A 25,214-nucleotide genomic window follows, 5' to 3' on the forward strand; every position below is an offset into this window, starting at 1 on the left:
TCCTTGTTATTAATGAGCCCCTCTATATCTATACGGCTGCTCCGCTCATGATATCGAGCAGTTCGTTGGTGATGGCCTGTTGACGGGTTTTATTGTATTGGACGGTAAGTTCCTGCAGGAGTTCGTCCGCATTGTCCGTTGCCAACTGCATGGCCATCGTGCGGGCAGCATGTTCCGCTGCACTCGAATCGAGCAGCACGGTATAGATTTTCAAACTCAGTACCATCGGAAGCATGGCCCGTATGAGTTCATCGCGGGACGGTTCCAGAATATAATCCGGTTGAAGGTTCCATTTCCCTTCGTGTGAACTCGCATCCGCCGTTGGGATTTCCTGTTCGAGGGGCAGGTAAGGCTCTTGTGTCATAATCTGTACGGCCGTACTTTTGAAATGGTTGTAGATCAGATCCACCCGGTCCACTTCGCCCGTAGCGAACAGATGCATCAGTCGCTGTGCCAATTCTGCGGCACCTTTGTAGTCGGGTTTGTCCGAAAGGTGCTGAAAATCTCCCTGCGGTTCGAAACCCTCTTTTTTGACGGCATCGTAAATTTTTCGCCCCACAGGGAAGAGCAGGATGTCTTTCCTGTCCAGTTTCCCGTAGTCGTCATGCAGGACTGAATGGAGTTTCCGTACGACATTGGCATTGAAAGCCCCGCAGAGCGACGAATTGGATGAAACGGCCACGATGGCGACCCGCTTCACTTCGCGCCGTACAGTGTACGGAGAGTCGATCGTATCGTCCGAAGAGAGCAGACCGGCCAGCATCGCGTTCAGTTTCCGTTCGTAGGGAAGCATGTTTTCGATGGCCCCTTGTGCCTTGTGCAGTTTGGCGGAGGCGATCATACGCATGGCAGAGGTGATCTTCCAGATGCTGTTGACCGACGTAATCCTTCCCTTTATCTCTTTCAGTGACGACATGACATGCTATTTTTTGAGCGCTTTGGCCACGGCTGCCGCCGTTTCCTCTATTTTTGCCGTCACCTTGTCGTCCAATACGCCGCTGCGTAGCAACTCGTACTCTTCGCTTTCGGTGAAGGCATCCAGAAATTTGGTTTCGAACTCCTGTACCTGACTCAGTTCCACGTCTTTCAGCAACCCGTGCGTTCCGCAGTACAATACGGCGATCTGCTTGGCTACCGGCCTGGGGGAATATTGGGGTTGGATCAATAGACGAGTGTTTTTACGCCCCCGGTCGATCGTAAGAGCCGTGACGGGATCCATGTCGCCGCCGAATTTGGTGAACGACTCCAATTCCCGATATTGGGCCTGGTCGATTTTCAACATGCCCGCCACTTTCTTCATCGCCTTGATTTGGGCATTTCCTCCCACACGGGAGACGGAGATACCCACATTGATGGCCGGGCGGTTTCCCTGGTTGAAAAGATCGGTGTCCAGAAATATCTGGCCGTCCGTGATGGAAATCACGTTGGTCGGGATATAGGCGGCCACGTCTCCAGCCTGCGTTTCGATGATCGGCAGGGCGGTGAGCGATCCTCCGCCCCGGACTTTCCCCTTCAGACTTTCGGGCAGGTCATTCATTTCCTGCGCCACTTCCTGCTGGTCGATGATCTTGGCCGCACGTTCCAGCAGACGCGAGTGAAGATAGAAAATGTCGCCCGGATAAGCTTCGCGTCCCGAAGGACGCCGCAGGATCAGTGATACCTCCCGGTAGGCTACGGCCTGTTTGGATAGGTCGTCGTACACGACCAGCGCATGACGGCCGGTATCCCGGAAATACTCTCCGATGGCGGCTCCTGCAAAAGGGGCAAAATACTGCATGGCAGCGGGATCGGAAGCCGTAGCAGCCACGACGACCGTATAGTCCATGGCACCTTTTTCCCTAAGCGTATTGACGATCGTGGCGACAGTCGAGCCTTTCTGTCCGATAGCGACATAGATACAGTAAACGGGATCACCGTCCTCGAAATTGGATTTCTGATTCAGGATGGTGTCAATGGCGATCGAAGTTTTGCCGGTCTGTCGGTCGCCGATAATCAACTCGCGCTGTCCGCGTCCGATAGGAATCATGGCATCGACGGCCTTCAGTCCCGTTTGCAGCGGTTGGTTGACCGGTTGACGATAGATTACGCCGGGAGCTTTACGCTCCAGCGGCATTTCGGTCGTTTCGCCGCCGATCCGGCCCAGTCCGTCGATCGGTTCCCCCAGCGGGTCGATCACACGTCCGAGCATTCCTTCGCTTACGTTGATTGAAGCGATCCGGCCGGTACGTTTCACGATGTCGCCCTCCTTGATCTCGTCGGTCGGTCCCAGCAGGACGACACCAACATTGTCCTCCTCGAGGTTCATTACCACTGCTTTTTCTCCGTTTTCGAATTCCAGCAATTCGTTCGCTTCGGCATTCTGCAATCCGTAGATACGCGCCACGCCGTCGCTCACCTGGAGTACGGTACCCACCTCTTCGAATTTGAGTTTGGTATTGATACCCTCCAGTTGCTTGAGCAGCACTTCGGATACTTCGCTTGCTTTTAAACTCTCAGACATACAATTCGCTCTTTACTCATAAATGGATCATACGATCCGTCTGTTCTTTTCAATAAATTGCTTGCGGATACCGGCCAGTTGCGACACGACCGAAGCATCCAGTCTCCGGAAATCGATCTCGAAGATGAACCCTCCCACGAGCTTCGGATTGACGGTGGCTTTCAGCTCCATAGTCCCTTTGGTGTGCGAGGTGACCATCTCCTTGATCCGTTCTTCCACCTCTTTGTCTACGGCAACGGCCGTTTCGAGACTGCCCACGCTGATGTTGTTCGCTTTGCGGTAGAGGTCCTGATACATCAGGGCGATGGATTGCAGGTACTCTTCGCGGTGGTTTTCCAACACCAGGTCAATGAACCGTTCGCTTTCGGCACTGACCTTTTCTCCGATAGCGCTGTGAAGCAGGTCTTTTTTATCCTTGGCGGACAGAACCGGATTGTCCAGCGTCGGCCGCAGGGTGGGTTCGAGGGAAAAACTGAGGGCCAGGCTTTCCATCTCCGCATAGACCTGCTTTTCCGCCGAACGCGACTTTGCGAATTCCAGCAGAGCCTTGGCATAACGCGAAGGGATGATTCCTGCATTCATGGCTTATCAGGCTTTAGGTGCGTGAATCTCATCCAACATTCGTTCGATCAGAGCCATTTGTTCCTGCGGCTCTTTGATCTGGGCCCGGATCACCTTTTCGGCAATGTCGACCGAGAGTACGGCGATCTGGCTGCGCACTTCGGCAATGGCCGCCTCCTTTTCGATCCTGATCTGCTTTTTCGCCTCCTCCAACTCTTTCTGAGCCTCTTTCCTAGCCTCTTCTTTTGCCTCAGCGATGATTTTTTCCCGGGTTTGCGTTGCTTCACCGAGAATCTTCATCTGCTGTGTACGGGCTTCGGTGAGGACCGCTTCGCCTTCGGCTTTGATGTTCGCCAACTGCCGGTTCGCTTCCTCTGCCACCTCCAGCGAATGGTCGATAAACTCTTTCCGTTCGTTCACCATTTTTACGATCACAGGGAAACCCCATTTCGCAAGGATGATGAACACCACTCCGAAAGAGATCAGCATCCAGAACAGGAGGCCGGCGTCCGGTAATAACAACGACATAAGGCGCAGCGATTATAATGCCAGGAAACAAACCACGACGGCGAACAGGGCAACACCCTCGACCAGTGCCGCTGCGATGATCATCGACATACGAATGTCTCCGCCTGCTTCGGGCTGGCGGGCGATGGCGTCCATGGCCGACCCTCCGATTTTCCCGATACCGATACCTGCGCCGATGGCGGCCAAACCTGCGCCGATGGCGGCCAAACCTGCGCCGATGGCGGCCAAAACACTAAGATCGACCGACGTGGCGGCAACTGCTTGCATTAACATTGTTAGTAGCATAATCTTCTGTTTTTAAGTTTATAATTGTTTTAATTCTGTGTTTCAGTGTTGTTTGTGGGGTTCCACGCGCGACAGTCCGATAAATACGGCCGAGAGCATCGTGAATACATAAGCTTGAATGTAGGCGACCAATAACTCCAGGCAATTCATAAAAATACTCATCAGTACCGATACTACGGTCATGGACGTATTGATAACGGGTCCCATCGCGACCGTGACGAATATCATACAGGTCAGTCCCAATATGATGGCATGTCCCGCCATCATATTGGCAAACAGACGGATGATAAGGGCGAACGGTTTGGTGAATACTCCGAAAAGTTCGATGGCAGGCATGAGGGGCAGTGGCACTTTCAGCCATGTCGGAACATCCGGCCAGAAAACCTCTTTCCAATACTCTTTGGTTCCCCAAATATTGACGGCAAGGAACGTGCAGACACCCAGTACGATAGTGATTGCGATATTGCCCGTCGTGGAGGCTCCTCCCGGGAAGATCGGAATAAGTCCCATCAGGTTGTTGACCAGAATGAAGAAGAACGCGGTCAGCAGATAGGGCGCATAGCGTTCGTAACCCTTTCCGATACACGGTTTTATCAGTCCGTCGTTGATCTCCATGACGAACATCTCCACCGCTCCGACAAATCCTTTCGGAACGGCTTTGGGACGTTTCCTGTACCACCGGGCGACACATAGTACGATACAGACCAGTATCGTGCTGTTGATCAGCAGGGCCAGTGCGTTTTTCGTGAGGGAGAGATCGACGGGACGCACCGCTTCTCCCCGGGCGTTGTACTCCACGATCTTTCCTGCGTATTTTCCGTCTTGGGCGATGCTGAATCCTTCGTAACTGCCGTTACCGTGATAGAGATGCGACGAAGAGAACAAATGCCACTTGCCGTTTTCTCCCCGTACGATCACAGGCAGCGGAATGGAAATATGGGTATCTCCCCAGGTCGTGACGTGCCATTCGTAGGAGTCTCCTATATGGGAAAAGATCGTCTCTTTCACATCGAACTGTTCCTGCGGAGTCACTTCCACCGGTTGCTCTTCGGCCCGGGCCGTATAGGCGGCTGTCAATACCAGAACAAAGCACAATATGTTATACAATGATCTCATCTGTCAATACCCTTGTTTACCAATTTTTCGAAACGGTAGAAAAAGTAGGTCTCAATGAATAGATAGAGGAAGTAAAAACCGATGGTCGTAATGCCAAAAAGCAGTTTGCGTTCCCCGATGATCCAGTCGTAAAGCAGGATGCTCCCGATAGTGACCAGCAGTTTTACAGCCCGCATCGTCATATAAATGTGGACGATCTTTTCCGGTCTGTCCTTGCTGTGGCGGAACATGATCGAGGACATGACGATTCCCAACACCGTGAAATAGACGGGTATCGAAGGATACCACGCAAAGTAGTAATCCGGGAAGCCGTAATGCAGTACGCATCCCACGATCGCCCCTACCAACAGGTTGGTCGCCAGGATTAGCACTATCGCCCTTTTCCTCAATCGTTGCACCGCATTCATGACTGCTATTCGTTAGATTCTATGCAGACCGTTATCGTATCGTCTCTGATCTCTGCAAATCCGCCCTGAATGTCCAGTTTTTCCTCTTTGTCTGCATTTCTGTAACGGATTTCTCCCGGAGCGAGAGCCGAGATCAGCGGGGCATGATGCGGCCATACGGTGAACGAACCCACCACACCCGGCAGTCTTACGCTGTCGGTATCCCCTCTGAAAAGAGTCTTTTCCGGCGACAGGATCTCCAGTTTCATCACTTATCTTTAGCCTGTTCCAACATTTTTTCACCTTTCTCGATAGCCTGTTCGATGGTTCCTACATTCAGGAACGCCTGTTCCGGCAGGTAATCCACTTCTCCGTCGAGAATCATCTTGAAGCCTTTGATCGTATCTTCGATCGGGACCATCACACCCGGTACGCCGGTGAACTGTTCGGCTACGGTGAATGGCTGTGACAGGAAGCGTTGTACCCGGCGGGCCCGGTTTACGGTCTGACGGTCGGCATCCGATAGCTCCTCCATGCCCAGGATCGAGATGATGTCCTGCAATTCCTTGTTACGCTGCAGAATCTGTTTGACCCGTTGGGCCGTTTCGTAGTGCTCTTCCCCTACGACCAGCGGATCGAGGATGCGGGAGGTCGATTCCAATGGGTCAACAGCCGGATAGATGCCCATTTCCGTGATCTTGCGGCTCAGCACCGTCGTGGCATCCAAGTGGGTGAAGGTCGTCGAGGGAGCCGGGTCGGTTAGGTCGTCGGCCGGCACATAGACAGCCTGAACCGATGTGATGGACCCTTTCTTGGTCGAGGTGATGCGCTCCTGCATAGCACCCATCTCCGTGGCCAGTGTCGGCTGGTATCCCACGGCGGAGGGCATTCGGCCCAGCAGGGCCGAAACTTCCGATCCTGCCTGTGTGAAACGGAAGATATTGTCGATGAAGAACAAAATATCCTTCGTGCCGGTTCCTTCGTCACGGAACGATTCGGCCACGGTCAGACCTGACAGTGCCACTGAAGATCGGGCTCCGGGCGGTTCGTTCATCTGTCCGAAAACCAGCGTAGCCTGCGATTTTTTGAGTTCTTCGGGATCGACTTTGGAAAGGTCCCAATGCCCTTCCTCCATGCTTTTCTTAAACTCTTCGCCGTAACGGATCACGCCAGATTCGATCATCTCCCGCAACAGGTCGTTTCCCTCCCGGGTACGTTCCCCCACCCCTGCGAAGACGGAAAACCCGTTGTGCTGTTTGGCGATATTGTGGATCAACTCCATGATGATCACGGTCTTTCCCACTCCGGCGCCTCCGAACAGTCCGATTTTTCCTCCTTTGGCATACGGCTCCAGCAGGTCGATCACCTTGATACCCGTATAAAGTATTTCGCGGGTAGTCGTCAGTTCGTCGAATTTCGGTGCTTCACGGTGAATCGGATATCCGCCTTGCATATCGGGCTGGACCATGCCGTCGATTGCCTCACCCACCACGTTCATCAGGCGGCCCTTGATCTGCGGGCCTATGGGCATTTTGATCGGGGCTCCCGTTGAGATGACTTCCATACCGCGCCTCAGTCCGTCGGTCGTATCCATGGCGACAGTCCTTACAGTATCTTCTCCGATATGCTGCTGAACTTCCACGATCAGTATCTTTCCGTCGTCGCGTTTGATCTCCAGTGCGTCATGAATACGCGGCAGGGCGACGATACCACCGGGTCCTTTTTTGTCGAAATAGACGTCCACGACCGGGCCGATAACCTGCGAAATATGCCCTGCGATTTTTTTGCCGGACGGTTCGTGTGCTGTGGTTTCCGATTTCATCATGATTCGATTAAAAATAATTGTTCCAAAATTAGTTTTATAATCCCGTAAAACAAAGTTCTATTCCGCTCTTTTGATGACCTAAAAGTCGTTTTTTTATCGGGTGAATCGAACGGAAAATAGTTGCAAAAGTCGTCCTGTTGCTTATCTTTGTCCCAAAGGTATTGCAGAATATGGTGAAACAGGAGGGGCTGTCCGTACTCAATATGTTCAGGAACAGCGGTGAAAAGAGAAACGATTATCTGTCGGCTAATTTTGTCATATCGGATGCGAACCCGGAGCAGCTGGAGTTATTGCGGGAACCTTGCCGCCTGAACGGCGGTGCTTTCGGACTTTGTCTGAGGGGAACCTGCGAACTGTCTCTCAATCTGAACACATACCGGGTGAGTCCCCGCGATCTGATTGTGGTTACTCCCGGGGCTATCGTGCAGATCAAGGAGAAAAGCGAGGACTTCCGCGGTTTTCTGATCGGTTTTTCCGTCGATTTCGTGCGGGAAATAGATTTCCTGTCCATGATCCCCTTTTATGCCACCATACACGATAATCCGTGTCTTCCCCTGTCGGACGACAGTGCGTTCATGCTGTTCGACTTTTTCACCTTTCTGGGGGAAAAGGCCCGGCCGGGACATTTATATAAAAAGGAGATCACCCAGCATCTGATGCTTGCCCTGTTTTACGAGATCAGTGCGATTTATCAGAAAAGGCAGCCGGAATTACAGGTCCGCACACTCTCCCATCACGAGGATATCTGCAAACGGTTGGTCGAATTGGTGGTAAAGCATCACCGTAATGAACGCAGCGTGGGATTTTATGCCCGGGAACTCTGCATGACGCCCAAATATCTCTCTTCGCTCGTCAAACGTATCAGCGGCAAGTCCGTCTTCGACTGGATCAACGATGCCGTGATCCTGGATGCGAAAACGCTGTTGAAATCCTCGTCGATGACGGTGCAACAGATTTCGGACCAGTTGAATTTTCCGAATCCCTCCTTTTTCGGACGCTACTTCAAACAGCACACCGGAATGACACCTCGCCAGTACCGGCAACATATTGGTTGACGCCGCTTATTTGATCCGCAGTTTGCGTCCCAACCGGAGTACCGTATTGCGGCTGATGCCGTTCAGCCGGCAAATCTGGTCGATACTGACTCCGTAGCGGACGGCGAGTTTGCTCAGCATGTCACCCTGACGGATCGTGTGGTAAACGGCGTTGCTCGGATTGAGCCCTGTCGGCTGCGACTTCTGGCTCTTTTGAGGATTGGTGATCCGTTCCAAAATCTCTTCTGAAGTGTTTTCTCCCGATTCCGAGGCCAACATTTTGAAACTGTCGTCCCACTCATCGTCTTCCTCCAACTGGTCGGAGGCCCGGGAGTTGATATTGAAAAAAGATTTCTCGAGCGCGAAGGTCTGATAACGGAGCTGGCCGGTTTCGAAATCCACGATGAATTCCGGATCGAAAGTTTGGTCGCAGTAGCGCATTTCGTAGTGGAGGTGCGGTCCCCGGCTGCGTCCCGTACTGCCGATAAAGCCGATAATCTGGCCTGCTTTGACGTATTGTTCCGTCTCCACATTGCGCTTGGTGAGATGGGCATACCATGTCTCCAGCCCGTTGCGGTGCCGGATGATGACCAGATTGCCGAATCCCCCCGTGTTGTATTTCGAGTAGCGGATGCGTCCGTCGAATGTGGCGTAGACGGGCTCCCCTATTTGCAGGGGAATGTCCACGCCGTTATGGTTCCGGCGTCCTCTGCGTCCGTATTTGGAGAGGACTTTGCCCATGACGGGATAATGGAAATCGCTCAGCGACGAGATCAGTTTCAGGTCAGTGACGGGCGGCAGATCGGCCAGCTCGATTGAGCGATAGGCGAACACCTGCGTCGTGTCCCAATGTTCCCGATAGACAGGCAGTTCATCGAGCGCCTGGAGGGAGGGACGATAATAGCTCCAGGTATTGTTGCTGTACAGAATGACCTTGGTCTCCGGATCGGATGTGTCGAGCGTGTCGAGCGCCCTCTGCGGAAGGTCTTCCAGTTTCGGCGTCACGTGTTTGACAGGCCGGCGGGGTGCGGCTGTACCCGGTCCGGCCGAATATAGAAAGGGGATGGCTAAGATGCTTATGAATAGTGGTTTGAAATGCACAATAAGGGATTTTATGGATTTCGTTCCCACAAATGTAGAAAAAAAACGGTAAAGTCAATTTCCGGAAGCTACCTGCCGTTATCCTGCAAAAACTTGTCCGCAGCTTCCAGTGCTTTGTAAAATTCCTCGCCGAAACGGCGGATGATCGGCTCTTTCAGCGAGCGGTACAGCGGGATGCCCTTTTTTTCACCACAATGCAGTGCCGGCGAACAGATACTCCAGCGATGATAGTTCAGACCGAATGTACCGTTACTGAACCGAATTACCCGGATCGGATAGAGATGGCAGGAAACAGGCTTGTTGACAGGACATTTTCCCTCTCTGTACGCTTTTTCGATGGCGCAGAGAGTAATGCCGTTCTCTGTGTAGGAATAGGCGCATTCGGCGTCGTTGATCAGCGGCGTCGTGTAATCTCCGTCGACATCCACCACCATGAATCCCTGTCGTTCGACGGCCTCTATGCCTTCCGGTTTCATATACGGACGGAAGGTGTCGTATGCCGCTTCGAGTTCATCCGCTTCTTCGGCTTCGAGCGGAGCTCCGGAATTTCCTTCCACGCAGCAGATTCCCTTGCAACGGGAGATGTCACAGGAGAATCGGGTGGTCAGAATTTCGGTGCTTATGATTTTGTCGTCGATCTCGATCATTTTTTTACACATGTATTTTCGATGATGATGTCGAACAGCTCACCGAGTGTCATGCCCATGGCCCGGACCTGCTTGGGTACGATACTGCCTGCACTCATGCCCGGTATCGTATTTATCTCGATCATGTAGGGGGTATCGTTCCGCACGATGAAATCAATACGGACCACTCCCCGGCAGCGACAGGCTTTGTATGCTTTGAGGGTCATCTCATTCAACAGGCGCGTTACTTCGGGCTTGAGGTCGGCCGGAGTAATTTCGTCGGCCAGTCCTGCGGTATATTTGGCTTCATAGTCGAAAAAATCGCGTTTGGAGACCAGTTCCGTAACGGGGAAGACATACTCTTTGCCGCCGGCGATCATGACGCCGCATCCGATTTCCCGCCCTTCGATAAACTCTTCGATAAGCACTTCCGAACTCTCTCTGAACGCAGCTTCCAATGCCGGCAGTATCTCTCCCTCCTTTTTCACTTTCGTCACACCGAAACTGCTGCCGCTGGCGTTGGGTTTGATGAAAAGCGGCAGGCCGAACCTGCGGACCACTTCTGCCGGTTCGACCGTATCTCCTTTTTTGACGAATATTTCGCGGGCGAGAGGAATTCCCATGTCAGCCACGGCCCGTTTGCAGGAGATTTTGTCGAACGTGATGACCGACGAAACCATGTCGCACGAAGAGTAGGGAATGTCCATCATTTCCAGGTAGCCCTGCAATTTACCGTCTTCGCCCGGAGTGCCGTGAATCAGAATCAACGCATATTCGAGCGGAATTTTACGGCCGTCGAGTGTCAGCGAAAAATCGTTTTTATCGACCTGGACGCGGGTTCCGTCCGGTGCCGTATAGTTCCAATCCCGTCCGTGCAGGTCGATTTTATATATGTTGTATTTCGACGTATCGAGCGTCTGTTCGACCTGTGCGGCGCTGTCGAGCGATACGTTGCGTTCGGAGGAGTTGCCTCCTGCCAGTAATGCGATGTTCAGTTTCATGTTTCGAATATCTTTTGTGGCCTCAAAGGTAATAAAAAAAGCTGCCTTTGGGGCAGCTTTTTAAACAGGCCGGACGATTATTTGTCCCTCTCTGCGGTCGGCAGTTTGCACCACTCCTTGAAAGCTTTCATCTGATCGGCAGGGATGACGGATTCCATCTCTTTCAGATAGGCTTTGTATCGGGCTCCGCTGGCGGCTTTACGTTCCTCTTCCGACTTCCAGGTTCTGAATCTGTTCAGATAATCCGCTTCGTAGAAGTAGTTGTAGTTGATCTCTTCGAGCAGCTGCTTTGTCTTGTTGTTGACCTGGATGGCACGGCACAGGTTCGCTACCCTCTTTTCCGCCCGGGCGGCCGCTTTTTCGTTCTTTTGGGCGGGAATGGATGGTGCCGGATCGACTTTGCGGTCGCGTTCGGCCGTGGAGAGCCTGCTCCATGCCCGGTATGCTTCCATCTGGTCCTCGGGGATCAGTTTCTTCAGCTGGGTGGTATAGGTACGGTAGGCTTCGCTCGTAGCGGCTTTCTTCTCTTCCTCGGAAGCCCACTCCTTTGCCCTGAACTCGATGTTCACCTTGTAGAAATAGTCGTAGGAAATGTCTTTGGCGATCTGCTTGAGATCATCGTTGATTTTGACCGTCTGGCACATGTTCTCCACGCGGTTGTTCGCCCTGTCGCGTGCTTTCTGTTCCTTTTCGGTCAGTTTGGGGTCGGCATTGGCTTTTTGTGCCGGGCCGGACGGAGCCACCTGACGATCGCGCTCGGCGGGCGGCAGTCTTCTCCACGTTTCGAAGGCGGCTCTCTGGTCGCTCGGGATGAGCGAGCGCATCTGTTTGATATATTCGTTGAAAGCCTTGCCTCCCGCCTCTTTCCGGGCCTGCTGGGAAGGCCATTCCTGTTCTCGGTATTTGACGTCGACGAGTACGATGTAGTCGTAGGTGATCTGTTTGATCTTCTCTTTGATGTCGTTGCTGAGCTTGACCGTCTGGCACATGTTTTCCACACGGTTGTCTGCTTTGGCGCGTGCTTTGGGATACTTTTCTTTGGCTGATACGCAAACGGAGATCAGCATGGCTGCACCCAATGCGAGCATGGGTCTGAAAACGGTTTTCATCTGCATTCCGAATGTTTTTTTAGGTTGAAATTGGGTTTCTGTTCCCAAATATAGGGAAAATATTCGGAATGTATCCGTTCCGACAGGAAAATGTCTTCCGTCAATCGCATCTGCTGCCGGCCATCCTGAGGATGAAATAGAGCGGGGTGACGAACAGCAAGACGATCAGAACCTGGAAGACAAGACCGACGCCCGTGACCGAGTGGCCGTGGAACACCGTAAAAAGAGAAAGGTTGTTGATGCAGGCGAACATGACGGTTATTTCCAGTTTTATATGGCGCATCATTCTGACACCGAGCCGGTAGAGCGTATTCCGGTTGTGGTCGGATACTTTGACTGGATAATTGAATTTTTTGTAATATTTTTCGCTGATCGAAAGTCCTGTAAACAATACGGCTGCTACGATCGGCAGGATAAGCAGATACGAGCGTCCGCCCCAGCCGTCGGCTGTTCCTCTGATATCGAAATGAATCGGAATGGCCGTATCGGCCAATTCGTTCCAATAGAGCAATGGGTACAACGCCCAAATGAAACTTGCTCCGGAAAGGATTTCCAGTATCCGGTCGTAGCGTTCTTTTCGGGTCGGGGATAAAGATTCGGGTTCTCGGTGCAAGGTCAGAGAGTTGTCAGGGATTGTAGATGTCTTTGTAGCGGAATTCGAATATTTCCCGGAGCATGGCGATGTATTCGCCCGCTTCCGTGTGGGAGGGAACGAGTTGCCGTACACGGATAAAGTCGTTCATCGCTTTATCGAACGCTCCGTCACGGTGGTACAGTTTACCCCGCTCCAAATAGAGTTTGTGATCGCCGGGCGACTCTCCGATAGCGGTCGTCAGCAGATCTATTTCGTTTTGCAATCTGTTGTGCATGTCCATAGTCCGTGTTTTTCGATATAACGGTACACTCCCGGGGTGACCATCTCTTCGACCGGTTCTCCGAGGCGTAATCTCCGTCTGATTTCGGTTGCGGAGTAATCCAACAGGGGAGCGGAAGGAAGGACTTTCGCCGGGGTGTTGTACTTCGTTCCGTCACCGCCGCTTCTCGGATAGTACCATATACGGTATTTCCGGATGAACCGGTCGTATCCCTTCCAGCGGGGCAGTCCGCTGACGTTGTCTTCTCCGATCAGGATGGAAAAGGTCCGGTTGGGATAACGCTCTTCGAGTGCCTGCAACGTGTCGACGGTGTACGAAGGTTTGGGCAGGTCAAATTCTATGCCGCAAGCCTGTATCCGGTCGGGATGGGAGGACTCTCCGGCAGCTGTGCGGACCATCTCCAGGCGATGCTGTTCTTCGGCCAGTTCCTCCTGCCGTTTGAACGGACTCCGGGGAGAAACGACGAACCACACTTCTTCGCACAAGCCTTGGTCCAGAACCCATTCCGCAATGGCGATGTGTCCTTTGTGGACAGGATTGAACGATCCGAAATAGAGCATCGTCTCCATGCGGGTTAGCCGATAAAGTCGCGGATGAGCGTGGTCACCTCCTCTACGGCCTCTTCCAGCCGGTCGTTTACCACGATGCGGTCGAATTTATGGCAATAGGAAATTTCCGTTTCAGCCTTTTGTATGCGTCGTTCGATCACTTCGGGAGCATCCGTTCCCCGGCCGATCAACCGGCTGCGGAGCTCTTCGATCGAGGGCGGCATGATGAATATGGAGAGAGCTTTGTCTCCGAATATTTCTTTGAGCCGGATGCCGCCCTTTACGTCCACGTCGAAAATGATGACGTTCCCTTTGCTCCAGATACGTTCGAGTTCCGTGCAGAGCGTTCCGTAACAGGTGCCTGCATAGACCTCTTCCCACTCTACGAATTCGCCCCGTTCGACGGCTTTGGAGAATTCTTCGGGCGACAGGAAATAGTACTCCACTCCGTTCCGTTCCGTCCCCCGAGGGGCCCGGCTGGTTGCCGAGACGGAGAATTCGAGCCGGGGGAAAGTCTTCAGCAGATGTTTGACGATCGTGCTTTTCCCTGCACCCGATGGGGCTGAGAGGATGACGAGTTTGCCGGTGTACTGACAATGAAACATGGGTGAAGGAAAATTACAGTAGATTCAGAACCTGTTCCTTTATTTTCTCCAGTTCATCCTTCATCTGGACGACGAGTTTCTGGATGGCGGCATCGTTCGCCTTCGAGCCGAGCGTGTTGATTTCACGTCCCATTTCCTGGGCGATGAATCCGAGTTTGCGCCCCACCCCGTCTTCCGAGGCGGCCACTTCGTGGAAATACCTGCAATGGTTTTCCAGCCGGACTTTTTCTTCTGTGATGTCGAGTTTCTCGATGTAGAAAATCATCTCCTGCTCCAGTCGGTTGCTGTCCACCGGGATTCCCGCCGATTCGATGTTTTCCCGGATACGTGCTTTGATCTGTTCGGTACGGGCCTGTTCGTACGGTGTTACCTCCTCTTTCAGTGCCCTGATTTTGTCCACCCGGCGCAACAGGTCTCGGATCAATGTGTCGCCTTCCTGGAGACGGAATTGTTCGATATGGTCGAGGGCCTGCCGGACGGTTTCCGCGACGGCCGACTGTTCTTCCTCGGAAAGCGAGGTGTTTTCGTTCTGAACCACCTCCGGAAGCCGGAGAATGGCGGGAATGGCTGCTGCGATCGTTTGGGTGTCCCAGCCGATCCCCTGTTCGGAAGCGATACGTTCTATCTGACGGTAATATTCACCGAACAATGTACCGTTGATGGCGGCCGATCCGGATGACGCATCGGTTTCGTAGGAGATGAAGACATCCACCTTGCCCCGCTGCATGACTTTTGCCACACAGTTGCGGATTTCGTATTCGAGACCGCGGTAGAGCCCGGGCACCTTGACCGAAAGATCGAGCTGCTTGCTGTTCAGGGAGCGTATTTCGACGGTGATTTTTTTTCCGGCTACGGCCGTTTCCGCTTTGCCGTAGCCGGTCATGGACTTTATCATGGCGTGAACTGCTTTGTGATTAAATATCTGCAAATGTACGGTAAAATTGCGGAAATGCAAGGCAGGGCCGCCGTTGTTAAAATATAAGTGTTTTTGAATAATTTTAAAAAACTTTTTGGTAACTTTGTCGGATACAATAATTGTCAATCAAAACCAAACGTATAAACGAACAGTTATATGAAAAAGCACAACTTCAATGCAGGACCCTCGATCCTGCCGCGTGTAGCCATTGAAAATGCCGCTAAGGCCATTCTCGATTTCGAAGGCATCGGTCTTTCGCTGTTGGAAATATCCCATCGCACCAAAGATTACGAGGCTGTGAACGACGAGGCCGAGTCGCTTTTCAGGGAGCTGTTGAATATTCCGGATAATTATAAGGTGCTTTTTCTGGGCGGAGGTGCCAGCACCCAGTTCTTCCACGTTCCCTACAATCTGCTGGAAAAGAAAGCCGGTTATGTGAACACGGGCGTGTGGGCGAAGAAGGCCATCAAGGAGGCCAAGAATTTCGGCGAGGTAGAGGTGCTCGCTTCCTCGGAGGACAAAAACTTCACCTATATTCCGAAAGGATATAAAATCCCGGCTGATCTGGACTATCTTCACATTACGACCAACAATACCATTTACGGAACGGAGTTGCACGAAGATATAGATTCGCCGGTGACGGTGGTGGCCGATATGAGTTCGGATATTCTGAGCCGTCCGGTGGACGTCACCAAATACGGGTTGATCTACGGCGGGGCGCAGAAAAATATGGGGCCTGCCGGTGTCACTTTCGTAATCGTACGTGAGGATATTCTGGGGAAGGTGAGCCGTCCGCTTCCTTCGATGGTGGATTACCGCAACCATATCGCCAACGATTCGATGTTCAATACTCCTCCCGTTTTTGCGATCTATGTAGTGAAGGAGACCCTGAAGTGGTTGAAGTCGATCGGTGGTGTGCCTGAAATACAGCGCCGCAACAGGGCCAAAGCCGACCTGCTCTACGGGGAGATCGACCGGAACCCGCTATTCGTGGGAACGGCGGCCAAGGAGGACCGTTCACTGATGAATATCTGTTTTGTGATGGCTCCGGGTTACGAGGAGCTGGCGCCCGAATTCCTCGAATTCGCCAAAGGTCGTGGCATGGTCGGCATCAAGGGACACCGGCTGGTGGGAGGTTTCCGCGCTTCGTGTTACAACGCACTGCCCGTCGAGAGCGTGCAGGCGCTGGTGGACTGCATGCGGGAATTTGAAAAAATGCACGTAAAATAGATCGGTCATGGCTCTTTTAGTTACTTATCAACCCCGCCAAAAGAGCAAGTCGGTCAAGTTTTATGATCTGTTAAACGATATGAAGATGAAAGTATTAGTTGCAACCGAAAAACCTTTTGCCAAAAGTGCCGTAGAGGGTATCCGCCGGATCGTGGAGGAGGTCGGGTACGAATTGGCCCTGCTGGAAAAATATACTGACAAGTCCGAACTGCTCGCGGCCGTGGCCGATGCCGATGCGCTGATTATCCGCAGCGACAAGGTGACGGCCGAAGTGGTGGCTGCCGCTCCGAAACTGAAGATCGTCGTACGTGCGGGAGCCGGTTACGACAATGTCGATCTGGCCGCCTGTACCGAAAAAGGCATCGTGGTGATGAACACTCCGGGGCAGAATTCGAATGCAGTGGCCGAGCTGGCCATCGGGATGATGATTTTCATGGCCCGCAATCAGTTTACGCCGGGAACAGGTTCCGAAATACATGGAAAGACAGTGGGTATCCATGCTTACGGAAATGTGGGCCGTCTGGTGGGTCGTTACGGTAAGGCGATGGGCATGAATGTGTTGGCCTACGATCCTTTCGTGGCGGATAAGGGAGTGTTCGCCGCCGACGGTGTGACGGCCGTGGATTCGGTAGAGGAACTGTATGTTAAGAGTGATTACGTTTCGCTGCATATTCCCGCCACGGAGCAGACGAAGCGGTCGATCGGCTACGATCTGCTTTCGAAGATGCCGAAAGGGGCGACACTCGTCAATACCGCCCGCAAGGAGGTGATCGACGAGGAGGGGTTGGCCCGAGTATTGGAGGAACGGAGCGACCTGAAGTATATCACCGACATTGCCGCCGATTCGCAGGCTGCTCTGAACGAGAAGTTCGGCAAACGGGTTTTTGCTACCGCAAAGAAGATGGGAGCGGAAACCGGTGAGGCGAATGTGAATGCAGGATTGGCCGCCGCCCGCCAGATCGTCGATTTTATCCGGAACGGGAACCGTAAATTCCAGGTAAACAAATAGGTACGTATGGTAAAGATCAAGCCTTTTGCCGGAATCCGGCCCCCGAAAGAGTATGCCGCCGAAGTGGCGTCGCGTCCCTATGACGTACTGAGTTCGGCCGAGGCTAAAGCCGAGGCGACCCAGCGTTCGCTGTTGCATATCATCAAGCCCGAGATAGACTTCGATCCGATTGCGGACGAACATTCTCAGGCCGTATATGACAAGGCGGTGGAGAATTTCAAGAAATGGCGTGCCAACGGCTGGCTCGTGCAGGACCCCGAGGAGTATTACTATGTATATGCTCAGACGATGAACGGCCGTACGCAGTACGGATTGGCCGTATGTTGCCATTTCGAGGATTATCTGACCGGAAAAATCAAGAAGCACGAACTGACCCGTACCGATAAAGAAGAGGACCGGATGATCCACGTGCGAAACCAAAACGCCAATATCGAACCGGTATTTTTCTCCTATCCGGCCAACAGCGAAATAGATGCGATCGTATCCGATGTCGTAACGAAACAGGCTCCCGAATACGACTTTACGGCGGCCGACGGTTTCGGGCACCATTTCTGGCCGATCAGGGATCGGAAGACAATAGACCGGATTACGGAGATATTCGCCGGTATTCCCGCTCTGTACGTGGCCGACGGCCATCATCGTACGGCTGCCGCGGCCCGCGTAGGTCAGGAACGGATGAAAGCCAATCCTCATCACACGGGGAATGAAGAATACTGTTATTTCCTGGCGGTGATTTTCCCGGATAACCAGTTGCAGATCATCGACTACAATCGGGTCGTGAAAGATCTGAACGGCCTGACGCCTGCCGGGCTGCTCGAAAGGCTGAAGGAGAACTTTACGGTGGAAGATCGGGGAACGGCTGTTTACAAACCCGATGCCCTGCATCGCTTCGGCATGTATCTCGACGGTCGCTGGTATGCTTTGACGGCCAAGGAAGGTACATATAACGACAATGATCCGATCGGTGTGCTGGATGTGACGATCCTTTCCGATCTGGTGCTCGATAGGATTCTCGGTATCAAAGATCTGCGTACGGATAAGCGAATCGACTTCGTCGGAGGTATCCGCGGCTTGGGCGAGTTGCAGAAACGGGTGGATTCGGGTGAGATGAAAGTGGCTTTCGCTCTGTATCCCGTTTCGATGAAACAGTTGATAGATATTGCCGATACAGGTAATATCATGCCTCCCAAGACCACGTGGTTCGAGCCCAAGCTGCGTTCCGGCGTGGTGATCCACTCTTTTGAGGAATAATATTTCATCGAAGTTATCGAACCGACAGCCCGCGACATTGTGCCGCGGGCTGTTTCTTTGAAGTAGAGGATACGAAACTTTCCTGAAACATATGGCTGGAAGTAAATCCGATAGCTTCCCGAAAGATTTTTTAGGCATTGTAAAAAAATCTTGCTTTTAAATAATAAATATCACGATATAATATTATATTTGTAAAGGAAAGAATAGGAATCCTTTACAAATCGTAATATATTATGGCTAAAATCAAGGGAAGTATAATTGTCGACCGGGAGCGTTGCAAGGGTTGCGATGTCTGTGTCGTTTCGTGCCCGTTCGGAGTGCTGAAGCTGTCTGCCGAAGTGAACTCCAAGGGGTACAACTATTCCTTTATGGCTAATCCGGATGCCTGTACGGGCTGTGCAAGTTGTGCCGTGATCTGTCCCGACAGCTGTATTACCGTATATCGGCAGAAGGCATCAAATTAAGTAGGTTGTATGGAAGAGGTAAAATTAATGAAAGGGAACGAGGTGGTCGCCGAGGCGGCCGTCCGTTCGGGTTGCGACGGTTATTTCGGCTATCCTATCACTCCGCAGACGGAAATCATCGAAACGCTTATGGAAATGCGTCCGTGGGAGACGACCGGCATGGTCGTGTTGCAGGCGGAGAGTGAAACGGCCTCGATCAATATGGTGTACGGGGGGGCTTCCTGCGGCAAACGGGTGATGACCTCTTCGTCCAGCCCGGGGATCAGTTTGATGGCTGAGGGTTTGAGTTATCTGGCGGGGGCCGAATTGCCCTGTGTTGTGGTGAACGTTTCCCGCGGAGGGCCCGGACTGGGGACGATCCAGCCTTCGCAGAGCGACTATTTTCAGGCTACGAAGGCTGCGGGACACGGTGATTTCCATCTGATCGTATTGGCTCCTAATTCGGTGCAGGAGATGTATGATTTCGTATTCGACGGTTTCGACCTGGCTTTCAAATACCGAAATCCCGTCATGATCCTGACCGACGGTCTGATTGGGCAGATGATGGAGAAGGTGGTGCTCGGCCGCCAGCGTCCCCGTATGACGGACGAATATATCGCCGAACATTACGGTGATTGGGCGTTGACCGGAAAGAGGGGGCGCCATCGCAATATCATCACTTCGCTGGAGTTGGAACCGCATGTGCAGGAAGAACGGAATCACCGGCTCCAGGCCAAATATGCGGCGGTCAAAGCCAATGAAGTGCGTTACGAGGCCCGGATGTGCGACGACGCTGATTACGTGATCGTGGCATACGGCTGTTCTTCGCGTATTTGTGCGAAAGTGATCGAGATGGCCCGGGAAGATGGATATAAGGTCGGGCTTCTGCGTCCGATTACGTTGTACCCCTTCCCGACGGAAACGCTCCGCGTGATGGCTGAACACGTAAAGGGATTTCTCGCCGTGGAACTTAGTGCGGGACAGATGGTCGAGGATGTTCGTCTGAGCGTAGGCAGCAACGTGTTGGTGGAGCACTACGGCCGTTACGGCGGGATGGTGCACTCCCCTTCCGAGGTGTACGATGCATTGAAAGAGAAGATAATCAGTAAATTGAAATAACTATGGCTGAGTTTCAGGTTGAAATGAAAGATGAAAACCGGGTGTATGCCAAGCCTCGTTTGCTGACCGACAATGTGATGCATTATTGCCCGGGATGCAGCCACGGGACGATTCACAAGTTGGTGGCGGAGGTGATCGAAGAGATGGGGCTTGAGGAACGGAGCATAGGTGTATCTCCGGTAGGTTGCTCGGTGTTCGCTTACAACTATATCGACATAGACTGGGCCGAGGCGGCCCACGGTCGTGCTGCTGCAGTGGCTACGGCTATAAAAAGGCTGAACCCTTCGAAATTGGTCTTCACCTATCAGGGTGACGGTGACTTGGCTGCTATCGGTACGGGCGAGACGATTCATGCCTGCAACCGGGGCGACAACATCACGATCATTTTCGTAAACAATGCCATATACGGTATGACGGGCGGCCAGATGGCTCCCACTACCCTGTTGGGCATGAAAACGGCGACCACTCCCTATGGCCGCGACGCCGCATTGAACGGTTATCCCTACAAGATCGCCAATATGATCACGCAGCTCGAAGGAGTCAGCTATGTGACCCGTCAGAGCGTTCATACTCCTGCGGCTGTCCGCAAGGCGAAAAAGGCGCTTCGCCATGCGTTCGAAAAGTCGATGGAAGGGAAAGGAGTGTCGTTCATCGAATTCGTTGCCACGTGCAACAGCGGATGGAAACTGACCCCCGTTGCTGCCAATCAATGGATGGAGGAGCATATGTTCCCATTTTATCCTCTGGGAGATTTAAAAGACATTTAGCCTTATGAAAGAAGAGTTGATTATAGCAGGATTCGGAGGGCAGGGAGTGCTCTCGATGGGGAAAATTCTGGCCTATTCGGGTGTGATGCAGAATTACGAAGTAAGTTGGATGCCCTCTTACGGTCCGGAGATGCGGGGCGGTACCGCTAATGTGACGGTTATGATCAGCGACCGGCCGATCTCTTCCCCGATCGCTCACGATTACGATACGGCAATCATTCTCAACCAGCAGAGTATGGACAAGTTCGAAGAGAGGGTTAAGCCGGGGGGCGTACTGATTTATGACACCAACGGCATCGTCCGGCATCCTGTACGTAAAGATATTCGCATCTATACGATCGACGCGACGGCCGAGGCCGCACGGATGGGAAATTCCCGTCTGTTCAATACGATGATTTTGGGCGGATATCTGAAAGTACGTCCCGTGGTTACGCTGGAGAACGTATTCAAAGGATTGGAGAAATCGTTGCCTGAGCGGGCGCACAAGAGTTTGCCCGCCAATCAGGAGGCGATCCGGATCGGTATGGGATTGATTAAAGAACACGAGGCGGAATAACAGACGCTCGTGTTGGTTTACAGATTAAGGTGAAAACGTCCCGACAATATGGTCGGGACGTTTTTGTTACGGGGATTGCATACACCCGAGGGTACATACCGGAAAGGAGAACGAAAATGATTTTTGCAGAACGTCTCCGAATGGCTATTCGAAGCGACAGTTCTCTATCCCCTTGAATCCCCGCAGGAACTCTTCCGTCTTCATCCGTTTCTTTCCGGCCATCTGTAGTTCTCCGATCAGAATATAACCGTCGGCACAAGTTGTTTTCAAATATTTTTTCCCGTCGGTGAACAGCATGCCCGGCGGGTGGGAATGAATGGCCCGTTCGAAACGGACCTCGTATATTTTTACATTCGAAGATTCTTGAGTCCCGCTCAATGCGCTCCACGCGGCCGGATAGGGCGATAGACCCCGAACCAGATTGCGGATATTTTCTCCGGTTTCACTCCAGTCGATCCGGCAGTCGTCTTTGAAAATTTTTGGAGCCTCTTTGAGCAATCCTTTTTCGCTTTCGGGTTGTACGATCGGACGTGCGGTTCCTGCGGCGATTGCTTCTACAGTCTCCGTTACCAGTTCGACACCCGCGTTCATCAGCTTGTCGTGGAGTGTCCCGGCGTTGTCTTCCGGAGAGATCGCCACTTCGTGCTGTCCCAGTATATCCCCCTTGTCGATTTCGTGGTTGAGCATGAAGGTCGTTACTCCCGTACGGTTTTCTCCGTTGATAAGCGCCCAATTGATCGGCGCAGCGCCCCGGTATTGGGGAAGCAGTGAGGCGTGCAGATTGAACGTACCTAAACGTGGGGAACTCCAGATGATTTCAGGCAACATGCGGAATGCGATTACAATCGCGAGGTCGGCGTTGAGAGCCCGGAACTGCGCCACGAATTCGGGATTTTTTAGCTTTTCGGGCTGGAGAACCGGAATTCCGGCCTCTTTGGCGTACCGTTTCACGGCACTCTCCTGCAGTTTCAGTCCCCGGCCGGCCGGTTTGTCCGGCATGGTGATGACCGAAACGACCTGATACCCCTCTTCGACCAGTCGGCGCAGGGGTGCTACGGCGAAATCGGGAGTGCCCATATATACGATGCGAAGTCCCTTTCCGGGAGTGGCCGGACGATCCGTCATGGTTCCTGTCGGTTTAATGTTTGAATAATCCGAGCGTATGCCCCATTTCCACCTCTTTGGTCTCGAGATATTTTTCATTGTACTTGTTGGGGGGAATGACGATCGGCACGTTTTCCACGATCGAGAGCCCGTATCCTTCCAGTCCTGCGCGCTTGAGCGGATTGTTGGTCATCAGCTTCATCTTGGTGATGCCCAGTTCGCGCAGAATGCTGGCCCCTACTCCATAATCGCGCTCGTCGACCTGGAATCCCAGTTTCAGATTGGCTTCGGCCGTATTGTAACCCTGTTCCTGCAGTTTGTATGCCTGCAATTTGTTGAAAAGCCCGATTCCCCTGCCCTCCTGATTGAGGTAGACGATAGCGCCTTTCCCCTCTTTTTCAATCATGGCCATCGCTTCGTGAAGCTGACGGCCGCAGTCGCAGCGGTACGATCCGAAAATATCTCCCGTTACGCAGGATGAGTGTACCCGCACCAGTACCGGTTCGTCGGGTTTCCACTCCCCTTTGGTCAGAGCGATGTGTTCCAGTCCGTTGCTTTTCTGGCGGAACGAGGTCGCCTTGAACATGCCCCATTCTGTGGGCATTTCTACCTGGTCGCCTTTTTCCACGATAGATTCGGTTTTGAGCCTGTATGCGATGATATCGGCGATGGTGACGATTTTCAGCCCGAATTTCTTGGCGATTTCCAGCAGTTGCGGCATGCGGGCCATCGAACCGTCTTCATTCATGATCTCGATCAGCGCCCCCCCCACTTTCAGACCCGCCATACGGGTCAGATCGACGACGGCTTCGGTATGTCCCGGACGGCGCAGAACGCCCCGGTTCCGGGCCCTGAGCGGAAAGATGTGACCGGGACGTCCCAGGTCCGAAGGTTTCGTGTCGGGATCGACCAGCGCCCGGATCGTAGCCGCCCGGTCATTCGAGGAGACTCCCGTGGTGCATCCGTTTCCCAAAAGATCGACCGATACGGTGAAGGGGGTGCCCAACAGCGACGTGTTGTTGCCCACCATCATGTCGAGTTCCAGTTCCCGGCAACGCTCTTCGGTGAGCGGAGCGCACATCACCCCCCGGCCGTTATGAAGCATGAAGTTGACGATTTCCGGGGTGATCTTTTCTCCGGCGACGATGAAGTCGCCTTCGTTTTCCCTGTCCTCGTCGTCGACGACGATCAGTACCCGACCGGCCCGGATCTCCTCAAGGGCCTCTTCCACGGTATTTGTCAGTTTCTTTTCAGTCATGGTCGTATGTTATTTTTTTCTTTTATGCAGTGTCGAAAGAAATGCTTTCAGTTTTCGGTAGTGTACGATGTACCACTCGGCGTTGAAGAGGTTGGAGTCGTTGGTAGCCTTGTAGGTGAGGAAGATCGAGATCGGAAGCAGGATGAATGTCGAAATCCACATTCCGGCGAAGCTGCCCCACGAACCTTCCCGGGCCAGTTTCTCGCCCGTGATGCTGATGATATAATAGATCACGAAAAAGAGGACCGACACCACGATCGGCATCCCGAGTCCGCCCTTCCGGATAATGGCCCCCAGCGGGGCGCCGATCAGGAAAAAAATCATAATGGACACCGGCAGCGACATCTTGCGGTGCCATTCCACCTTGTAACGGTACAGTTGATTCAGCGCCTCTTTGGCACTTTGTTCGTCCATCGAAAAAAGACTGCGGGAATTGTTGGCCGTGATCCGGGCATCCTCCCACAGGCTTTTCCGTTCGTAAATGTCCATCTTGGCGATGGAATCTTCCAGCCGGACTTTCGGCTTACGGGAATTGTCGACCGGAACGGTATCCTGGGCGAGCGCCTTGTCGTGCGTGAAAATATAGTTTTTCAACAGGGGTTCGTAAGAACTGTTGGCGGATTTGGATGTGACGATTTCGAGGGAATCTATGCCTTGCGTCAGTTCAGCGATATTCTTGGTTTGGCTGTTGTTGAACATTTCGGTGTCTGTCCGTTCGAAATCGAATCCGGACAAAGGGATCACACCGTTCTGTTCGGTGAAAAAATGGTGGCGCAGGGCGCTTTTGTCGAACCACTGGTAGTTGCGGGTCTCTTCGTACGTCTGTCCGTTGTAAAGAGTGACTAACAGGTATTTCTTGTCGTCCGAGAGTCGGATATAGCCCGAGTCGGCCAGCGTGGTAGTCATGTTTCCGTTCAGGTCGCGGGTGTCGTAGATCAGAATGTCGGTCAGCAGCTTGGTCTCGGGATGCTGCTTGTCGACCCGGATGCTCATGTTGTCGATCCCGTTGAAAAAGATACCGTCCTTGAATTCGATCGACTGTTTCTGCTGGCGTATGTCGTAGATCAGTGCATAGATTTTTTTTGTCGAGTACGGCACGAGGTTGTTGGCGACGAAAAAACTCGCTACGGCGATAATGCCGATAACGATCGTCAGGGGCTTCATGATGCGGGGCAGCGACATGCCGGCCGATTTGAGCGCCAGCAACTCATAGTTCTCCCCCAGATTGCCCATGGTCATGATAGCGGCCAGAAGCGTGGCCAGCGGCAATCCCATCGGGATCAGCGTGGCCGCCGCATACATCATCAATTCGAAAATGACACTGGTGTCGAGCCCCTTGCCGACCAGTTCGTCGATATACCGCCACATGAACTGCATGATCAGCACGAACATCACGATGAAGAACGTGAGGACCATCGGGCCCAAATAGGACTTCAGGATGAATTTGTGGACGGTTTTCAT

General features: G+C 52.8%; 29 protein-coding genes. 8 read left to right on the plus strand and 21 right to left on the minus strand.

What is annotated here, in order from left to right:
* Positions 1 to 28: 28 nt before the first annotated feature.
* Genes INF32_RS03360 through atpD form a run of 9 tightly spaced genes read right to left on the minus strand, consistent with a single transcriptional unit; the run spans position 29 to position 7,198 of the window.
* Positions 29 to 916 carry a F0F1 ATP synthase subunit gamma gene (locus INF32_RS03360; protein WP_226387000.1) on the minus strand — a complete coding sequence of 296 codons (888 nt, stop codon included), beginning with the start codon at positions 914 to 916 and terminating at the stop codon, positions 29 to 31.
* A gap of 6 nt (positions 917 to 922) precedes the next feature.
* On the minus strand, positions 923 to 2,500 hold the full coding sequence (atpA, locus tag INF32_RS03365) for a F0F1 ATP synthase subunit alpha (RefSeq protein ID WP_226387001.1): 1,578 nt from the start codon (positions 2,498 to 2,500) through the stop codon (positions 923 to 925).
* Positions 2,501 to 2,527: 27 nt separating this feature from the next.
* Positions 2,528 to 3,082 (minus strand): F0F1 ATP synthase subunit delta, encoded by a 555-nt coding sequence (locus INF32_RS03370; RefSeq protein ID WP_226387002.1) that lies wholly within the window; start codon positions 3,080 to 3,082, stop codon positions 2,528 to 2,530.
* A 6-nt stretch (positions 3,083 to 3,088) separates the two neighbouring features.
* Positions 3,089 to 3,589 (minus strand): F0F1 ATP synthase subunit B, encoded by a 501-nt coding sequence (gene atpF / locus INF32_RS03375; RefSeq protein ID WP_226387003.1) that lies wholly within the window; start codon positions 3,587 to 3,589, stop codon positions 3,089 to 3,091.
* Between the two features lie 12 nt (positions 3,590 to 3,601).
* Positions 3,602 to 3,874: an ATP synthase F0 subunit C gene (gene atpE / locus INF32_RS03380; protein WP_226387004.1), complete on the minus strand. Its 273-nt coding sequence runs from the start codon at positions 3,872 to 3,874 to the stop codon at positions 3,602 to 3,604.
* A 42-nt stretch (positions 3,875 to 3,916) separates the two neighbouring features.
* Positions 3,917 to 4,990, minus strand: coding sequence for a F0F1 ATP synthase subunit A (gene atpB / locus INF32_RS03385; RefSeq protein ID WP_226387005.1), 1,074 nt, complete (start codon positions 4,988 to 4,990; stop codon positions 3,917 to 3,919).
* Positions 4,987 to 5,361, minus strand: coding sequence for a hypothetical protein (locus INF32_RS03390; RefSeq protein ID WP_226387006.1), 375 nt, complete (start codon positions 5,359 to 5,361; stop codon positions 4,987 to 4,989). Before INF32_RS03390 ends, atpB begins: the two co-directional genes overlap by 4 nt.
* A 41-nt stretch (positions 5,362 to 5,402) precedes the next feature.
* Positions 5,403 to 5,645, minus strand: coding sequence for an ATP synthase F1 subunit epsilon (gene atpC / locus INF32_RS03395; protein ID WP_226387007.1), 243 nt, complete (start codon positions 5,643 to 5,645; stop codon positions 5,403 to 5,405).
* A complete protein-coding gene (gene atpD, locus INF32_RS03400) occupies positions 5,645 to 7,198 on the minus strand; it encodes a F0F1 ATP synthase subunit beta (protein ID WP_226388092.1) in 1,554 nt (517 codons plus the stop codon). The genes atpC and atpD overlap by 1 nt, the downstream gene beginning before the upstream one ends.
* Positions 7,199 to 7,371: 173 nt before the next feature.
* Here atpD and INF32_RS03405 point away from each other — a divergent pair, with 173 nt between their 5' ends.
* On the plus strand, positions 7,372 to 8,256 hold the full coding sequence (locus INF32_RS03405; protein WP_226387008.1) for a helix-turn-helix domain-containing protein: 885 nt from the start codon (positions 7,372 to 7,374) through the stop codon (positions 8,254 to 8,256).
* Between the two features lie 6 nt (positions 8,257 to 8,262).
* Here INF32_RS03405 and INF32_RS03410 read toward each other — a convergent pair whose 3' ends face one another.
* The 9 genes from INF32_RS03410 to INF32_RS03450 form a co-directional block, all read right to left on the minus strand.
* On the minus strand, positions 8,263 to 9,240 hold the full coding sequence (locus INF32_RS03410; protein WP_226387009.1) for a peptidoglycan DD-metalloendopeptidase family protein: 978 nt from the start codon (positions 9,238 to 9,240) through the stop codon (positions 8,263 to 8,265).
* Positions 9,241 to 9,404: 164 nt separating this feature from the next.
* Positions 9,405 to 9,983, minus strand: a complete 579-nt coding sequence (locus INF32_RS03415) for a DUF3109 family protein (RefSeq protein ID WP_226387010.1) — start codon at positions 9,981 to 9,983, stop codon at positions 9,405 to 9,407.
* Positions 9,980 to 10,963 (minus strand): D-alanine--D-alanine ligase, encoded by a 984-nt coding sequence (locus tag INF32_RS03420; protein ID WP_226387011.1) that lies wholly within the window; start codon positions 10,961 to 10,963, stop codon positions 9,980 to 9,982. Before INF32_RS03420 ends, INF32_RS03415 begins: the two co-directional genes overlap by 4 nt.
* A gap of 77 nt (positions 10,964 to 11,040) precedes the next feature.
* Positions 11,041 to 12,078, minus strand: a complete 1,038-nt coding sequence (locus INF32_RS03425) for a hypothetical protein (protein WP_226387012.1) — start codon at positions 12,076 to 12,078, stop codon at positions 11,041 to 11,043.
* 94 nt (positions 12,079 to 12,172) lie between these two features.
* Positions 12,173 to 12,592 (minus strand): SdpI family protein, encoded by a 420-nt coding sequence (locus INF32_RS03430; protein WP_262892954.1) that lies wholly within the window; start codon positions 12,590 to 12,592, stop codon positions 12,173 to 12,175.
* A 106-nt stretch (positions 12,593 to 12,698) separates the two neighbouring features.
* Positions 12,699 to 12,941 carry a tetratricopeptide repeat protein gene (locus tag INF32_RS03435; protein WP_226387014.1) on the minus strand — a complete coding sequence of 81 codons (243 nt, stop codon included), beginning with the start codon at positions 12,939 to 12,941 and terminating at the stop codon, positions 12,699 to 12,701.
* Positions 12,914 to 13,516, minus strand: a complete 603-nt coding sequence (nadD, locus tag INF32_RS03440) for a nicotinate (nicotinamide) nucleotide adenylyltransferase (RefSeq protein ID WP_226387015.1) — start codon at positions 13,514 to 13,516, stop codon at positions 12,914 to 12,916. Before nadD ends, INF32_RS03435 begins: the two co-directional genes overlap by 28 nt.
* 5 nt (positions 13,517 to 13,521) lie before the next feature.
* The gene (gene gmk / locus INF32_RS03445; protein ID WP_226387016.1) at positions 13,522 to 14,100 is read right to left on the minus strand and encodes a guanylate kinase; all 579 of its coding nucleotides are present in this window, start codon (positions 14,098 to 14,100) and stop codon (positions 13,522 to 13,524) included.
* Positions 14,101 to 14,113: 13 nt separating this feature from the next.
* A complete protein-coding gene (locus tag INF32_RS03450; protein WP_226387017.1) occupies positions 14,114 to 14,995 on the minus strand; it encodes a YicC/YloC family endoribonuclease in 882 nt (293 codons plus the stop codon).
* Between the two features lie 177 nt (positions 14,996 to 15,172).
* Between INF32_RS03450 and serC the strand changes: the two genes are divergently transcribed.
* The 7 genes from serC to INF32_RS03485 all read left to right on the plus strand — a co-directional run bounded on the left by serC (position 15,173) and on the right by INF32_RS03485 (position 21,391).
* Complete coding sequence (gene serC / locus INF32_RS03455) at positions 15,173 to 16,246, plus strand: 3-phosphoserine/phosphohydroxythreonine transaminase (protein ID WP_226387018.1); 1,074 nt, start codon at positions 15,173 to 15,175, stop codon at positions 16,244 to 16,246.
* Between the two features lie 85 nt (positions 16,247 to 16,331).
* Positions 16,332 to 17,255 carry an NAD(P)-dependent oxidoreductase gene (locus tag INF32_RS03460; protein ID WP_226387019.1) on the plus strand — a complete coding sequence of 308 codons (924 nt, stop codon included), beginning with the start codon at positions 16,332 to 16,334 and terminating at the stop codon, positions 17,253 to 17,255.
* Between the two features lie 6 nt (positions 17,256 to 17,261).
* The gene (locus INF32_RS03465) at positions 17,262 to 18,506 is read left to right on the plus strand and encodes a DUF1015 domain-containing protein (protein ID WP_226387020.1); all 1,245 of its coding nucleotides are present in this window, start codon (positions 17,262 to 17,264) and stop codon (positions 18,504 to 18,506) included.
* Between the two features lie 233 nt (positions 18,507 to 18,739).
* On the plus strand, positions 18,740 to 18,970 hold the full coding sequence (locus INF32_RS03470; protein ID WP_226387021.1) for a 4Fe-4S dicluster domain-containing protein: 231 nt from the start codon (positions 18,740 to 18,742) through the stop codon (positions 18,968 to 18,970).
* Positions 18,971 to 18,979: 9 nt separating this feature from the next.
* Positions 18,980 to 20,068: a 3-methyl-2-oxobutanoate dehydrogenase subunit VorB gene (locus INF32_RS03475; protein WP_226387022.1), complete on the plus strand. Its 1,089-nt coding sequence runs from the start codon at positions 18,980 to 18,982 to the stop codon at positions 20,066 to 20,068.
* 2 nt (positions 20,069 to 20,070) lie between these two features.
* Complete coding sequence (locus INF32_RS03480; RefSeq protein WP_226387023.1) at positions 20,071 to 20,835, plus strand: thiamine pyrophosphate-dependent enzyme; 765 nt, start codon at positions 20,071 to 20,073, stop codon at positions 20,833 to 20,835.
* A 4-nt stretch (positions 20,836 to 20,839) separates the two neighbouring features.
* Positions 20,840 to 21,391 carry a 2-oxoacid:acceptor oxidoreductase family protein gene (locus tag INF32_RS03485; RefSeq protein ID WP_226387024.1) on the plus strand — a complete coding sequence of 184 codons (552 nt, stop codon included), beginning with the start codon at positions 20,840 to 20,842 and terminating at the stop codon, positions 21,389 to 21,391.
* Positions 21,392 to 21,535: 144 nt separating this feature from the next.
* Here the strand turns inward: INF32_RS03485 and fmt are convergent, their stop codons facing one another.
* Genes fmt through INF32_RS03500 form a run of 3 tightly spaced genes read right to left on the minus strand, consistent with a single transcriptional unit; the run spans position 21,536 to position 25,214 of the window.
* On the minus strand, positions 21,536 to 22,516 hold the full coding sequence (gene fmt, locus INF32_RS03490; RefSeq protein ID WP_226387025.1) for a methionyl-tRNA formyltransferase: 981 nt from the start codon (positions 22,514 to 22,516) through the stop codon (positions 21,536 to 21,538).
* Positions 22,517 to 22,529: 13 nt separating this feature from the next.
* A complete protein-coding gene (locus INF32_RS03495; protein ID WP_226387026.1) occupies positions 22,530 to 23,753 on the minus strand; it encodes a bifunctional 3,4-dihydroxy-2-butanone-4-phosphate synthase/GTP cyclohydrolase II in 1,224 nt (407 codons plus the stop codon).
* 9 nt (positions 23,754 to 23,762) lie between these two features.
* Positions 23,763 to 25,214 (minus strand): LptF/LptG family permease, encoded by a 1,452-nt coding sequence (locus INF32_RS03500; protein WP_226387027.1) that lies wholly within the window; start codon positions 25,212 to 25,214, stop codon positions 23,763 to 23,765.

The sequence above is a fragment of the Gallalistipes aquisgranensis genome, assembly GCF_014982715.1.
Taxonomy (GTDB): domain Bacteria; phylum Bacteroidota; class Bacteroidia; order Bacteroidales; family Rikenellaceae; genus Gallalistipes; species Gallalistipes aquisgranensis.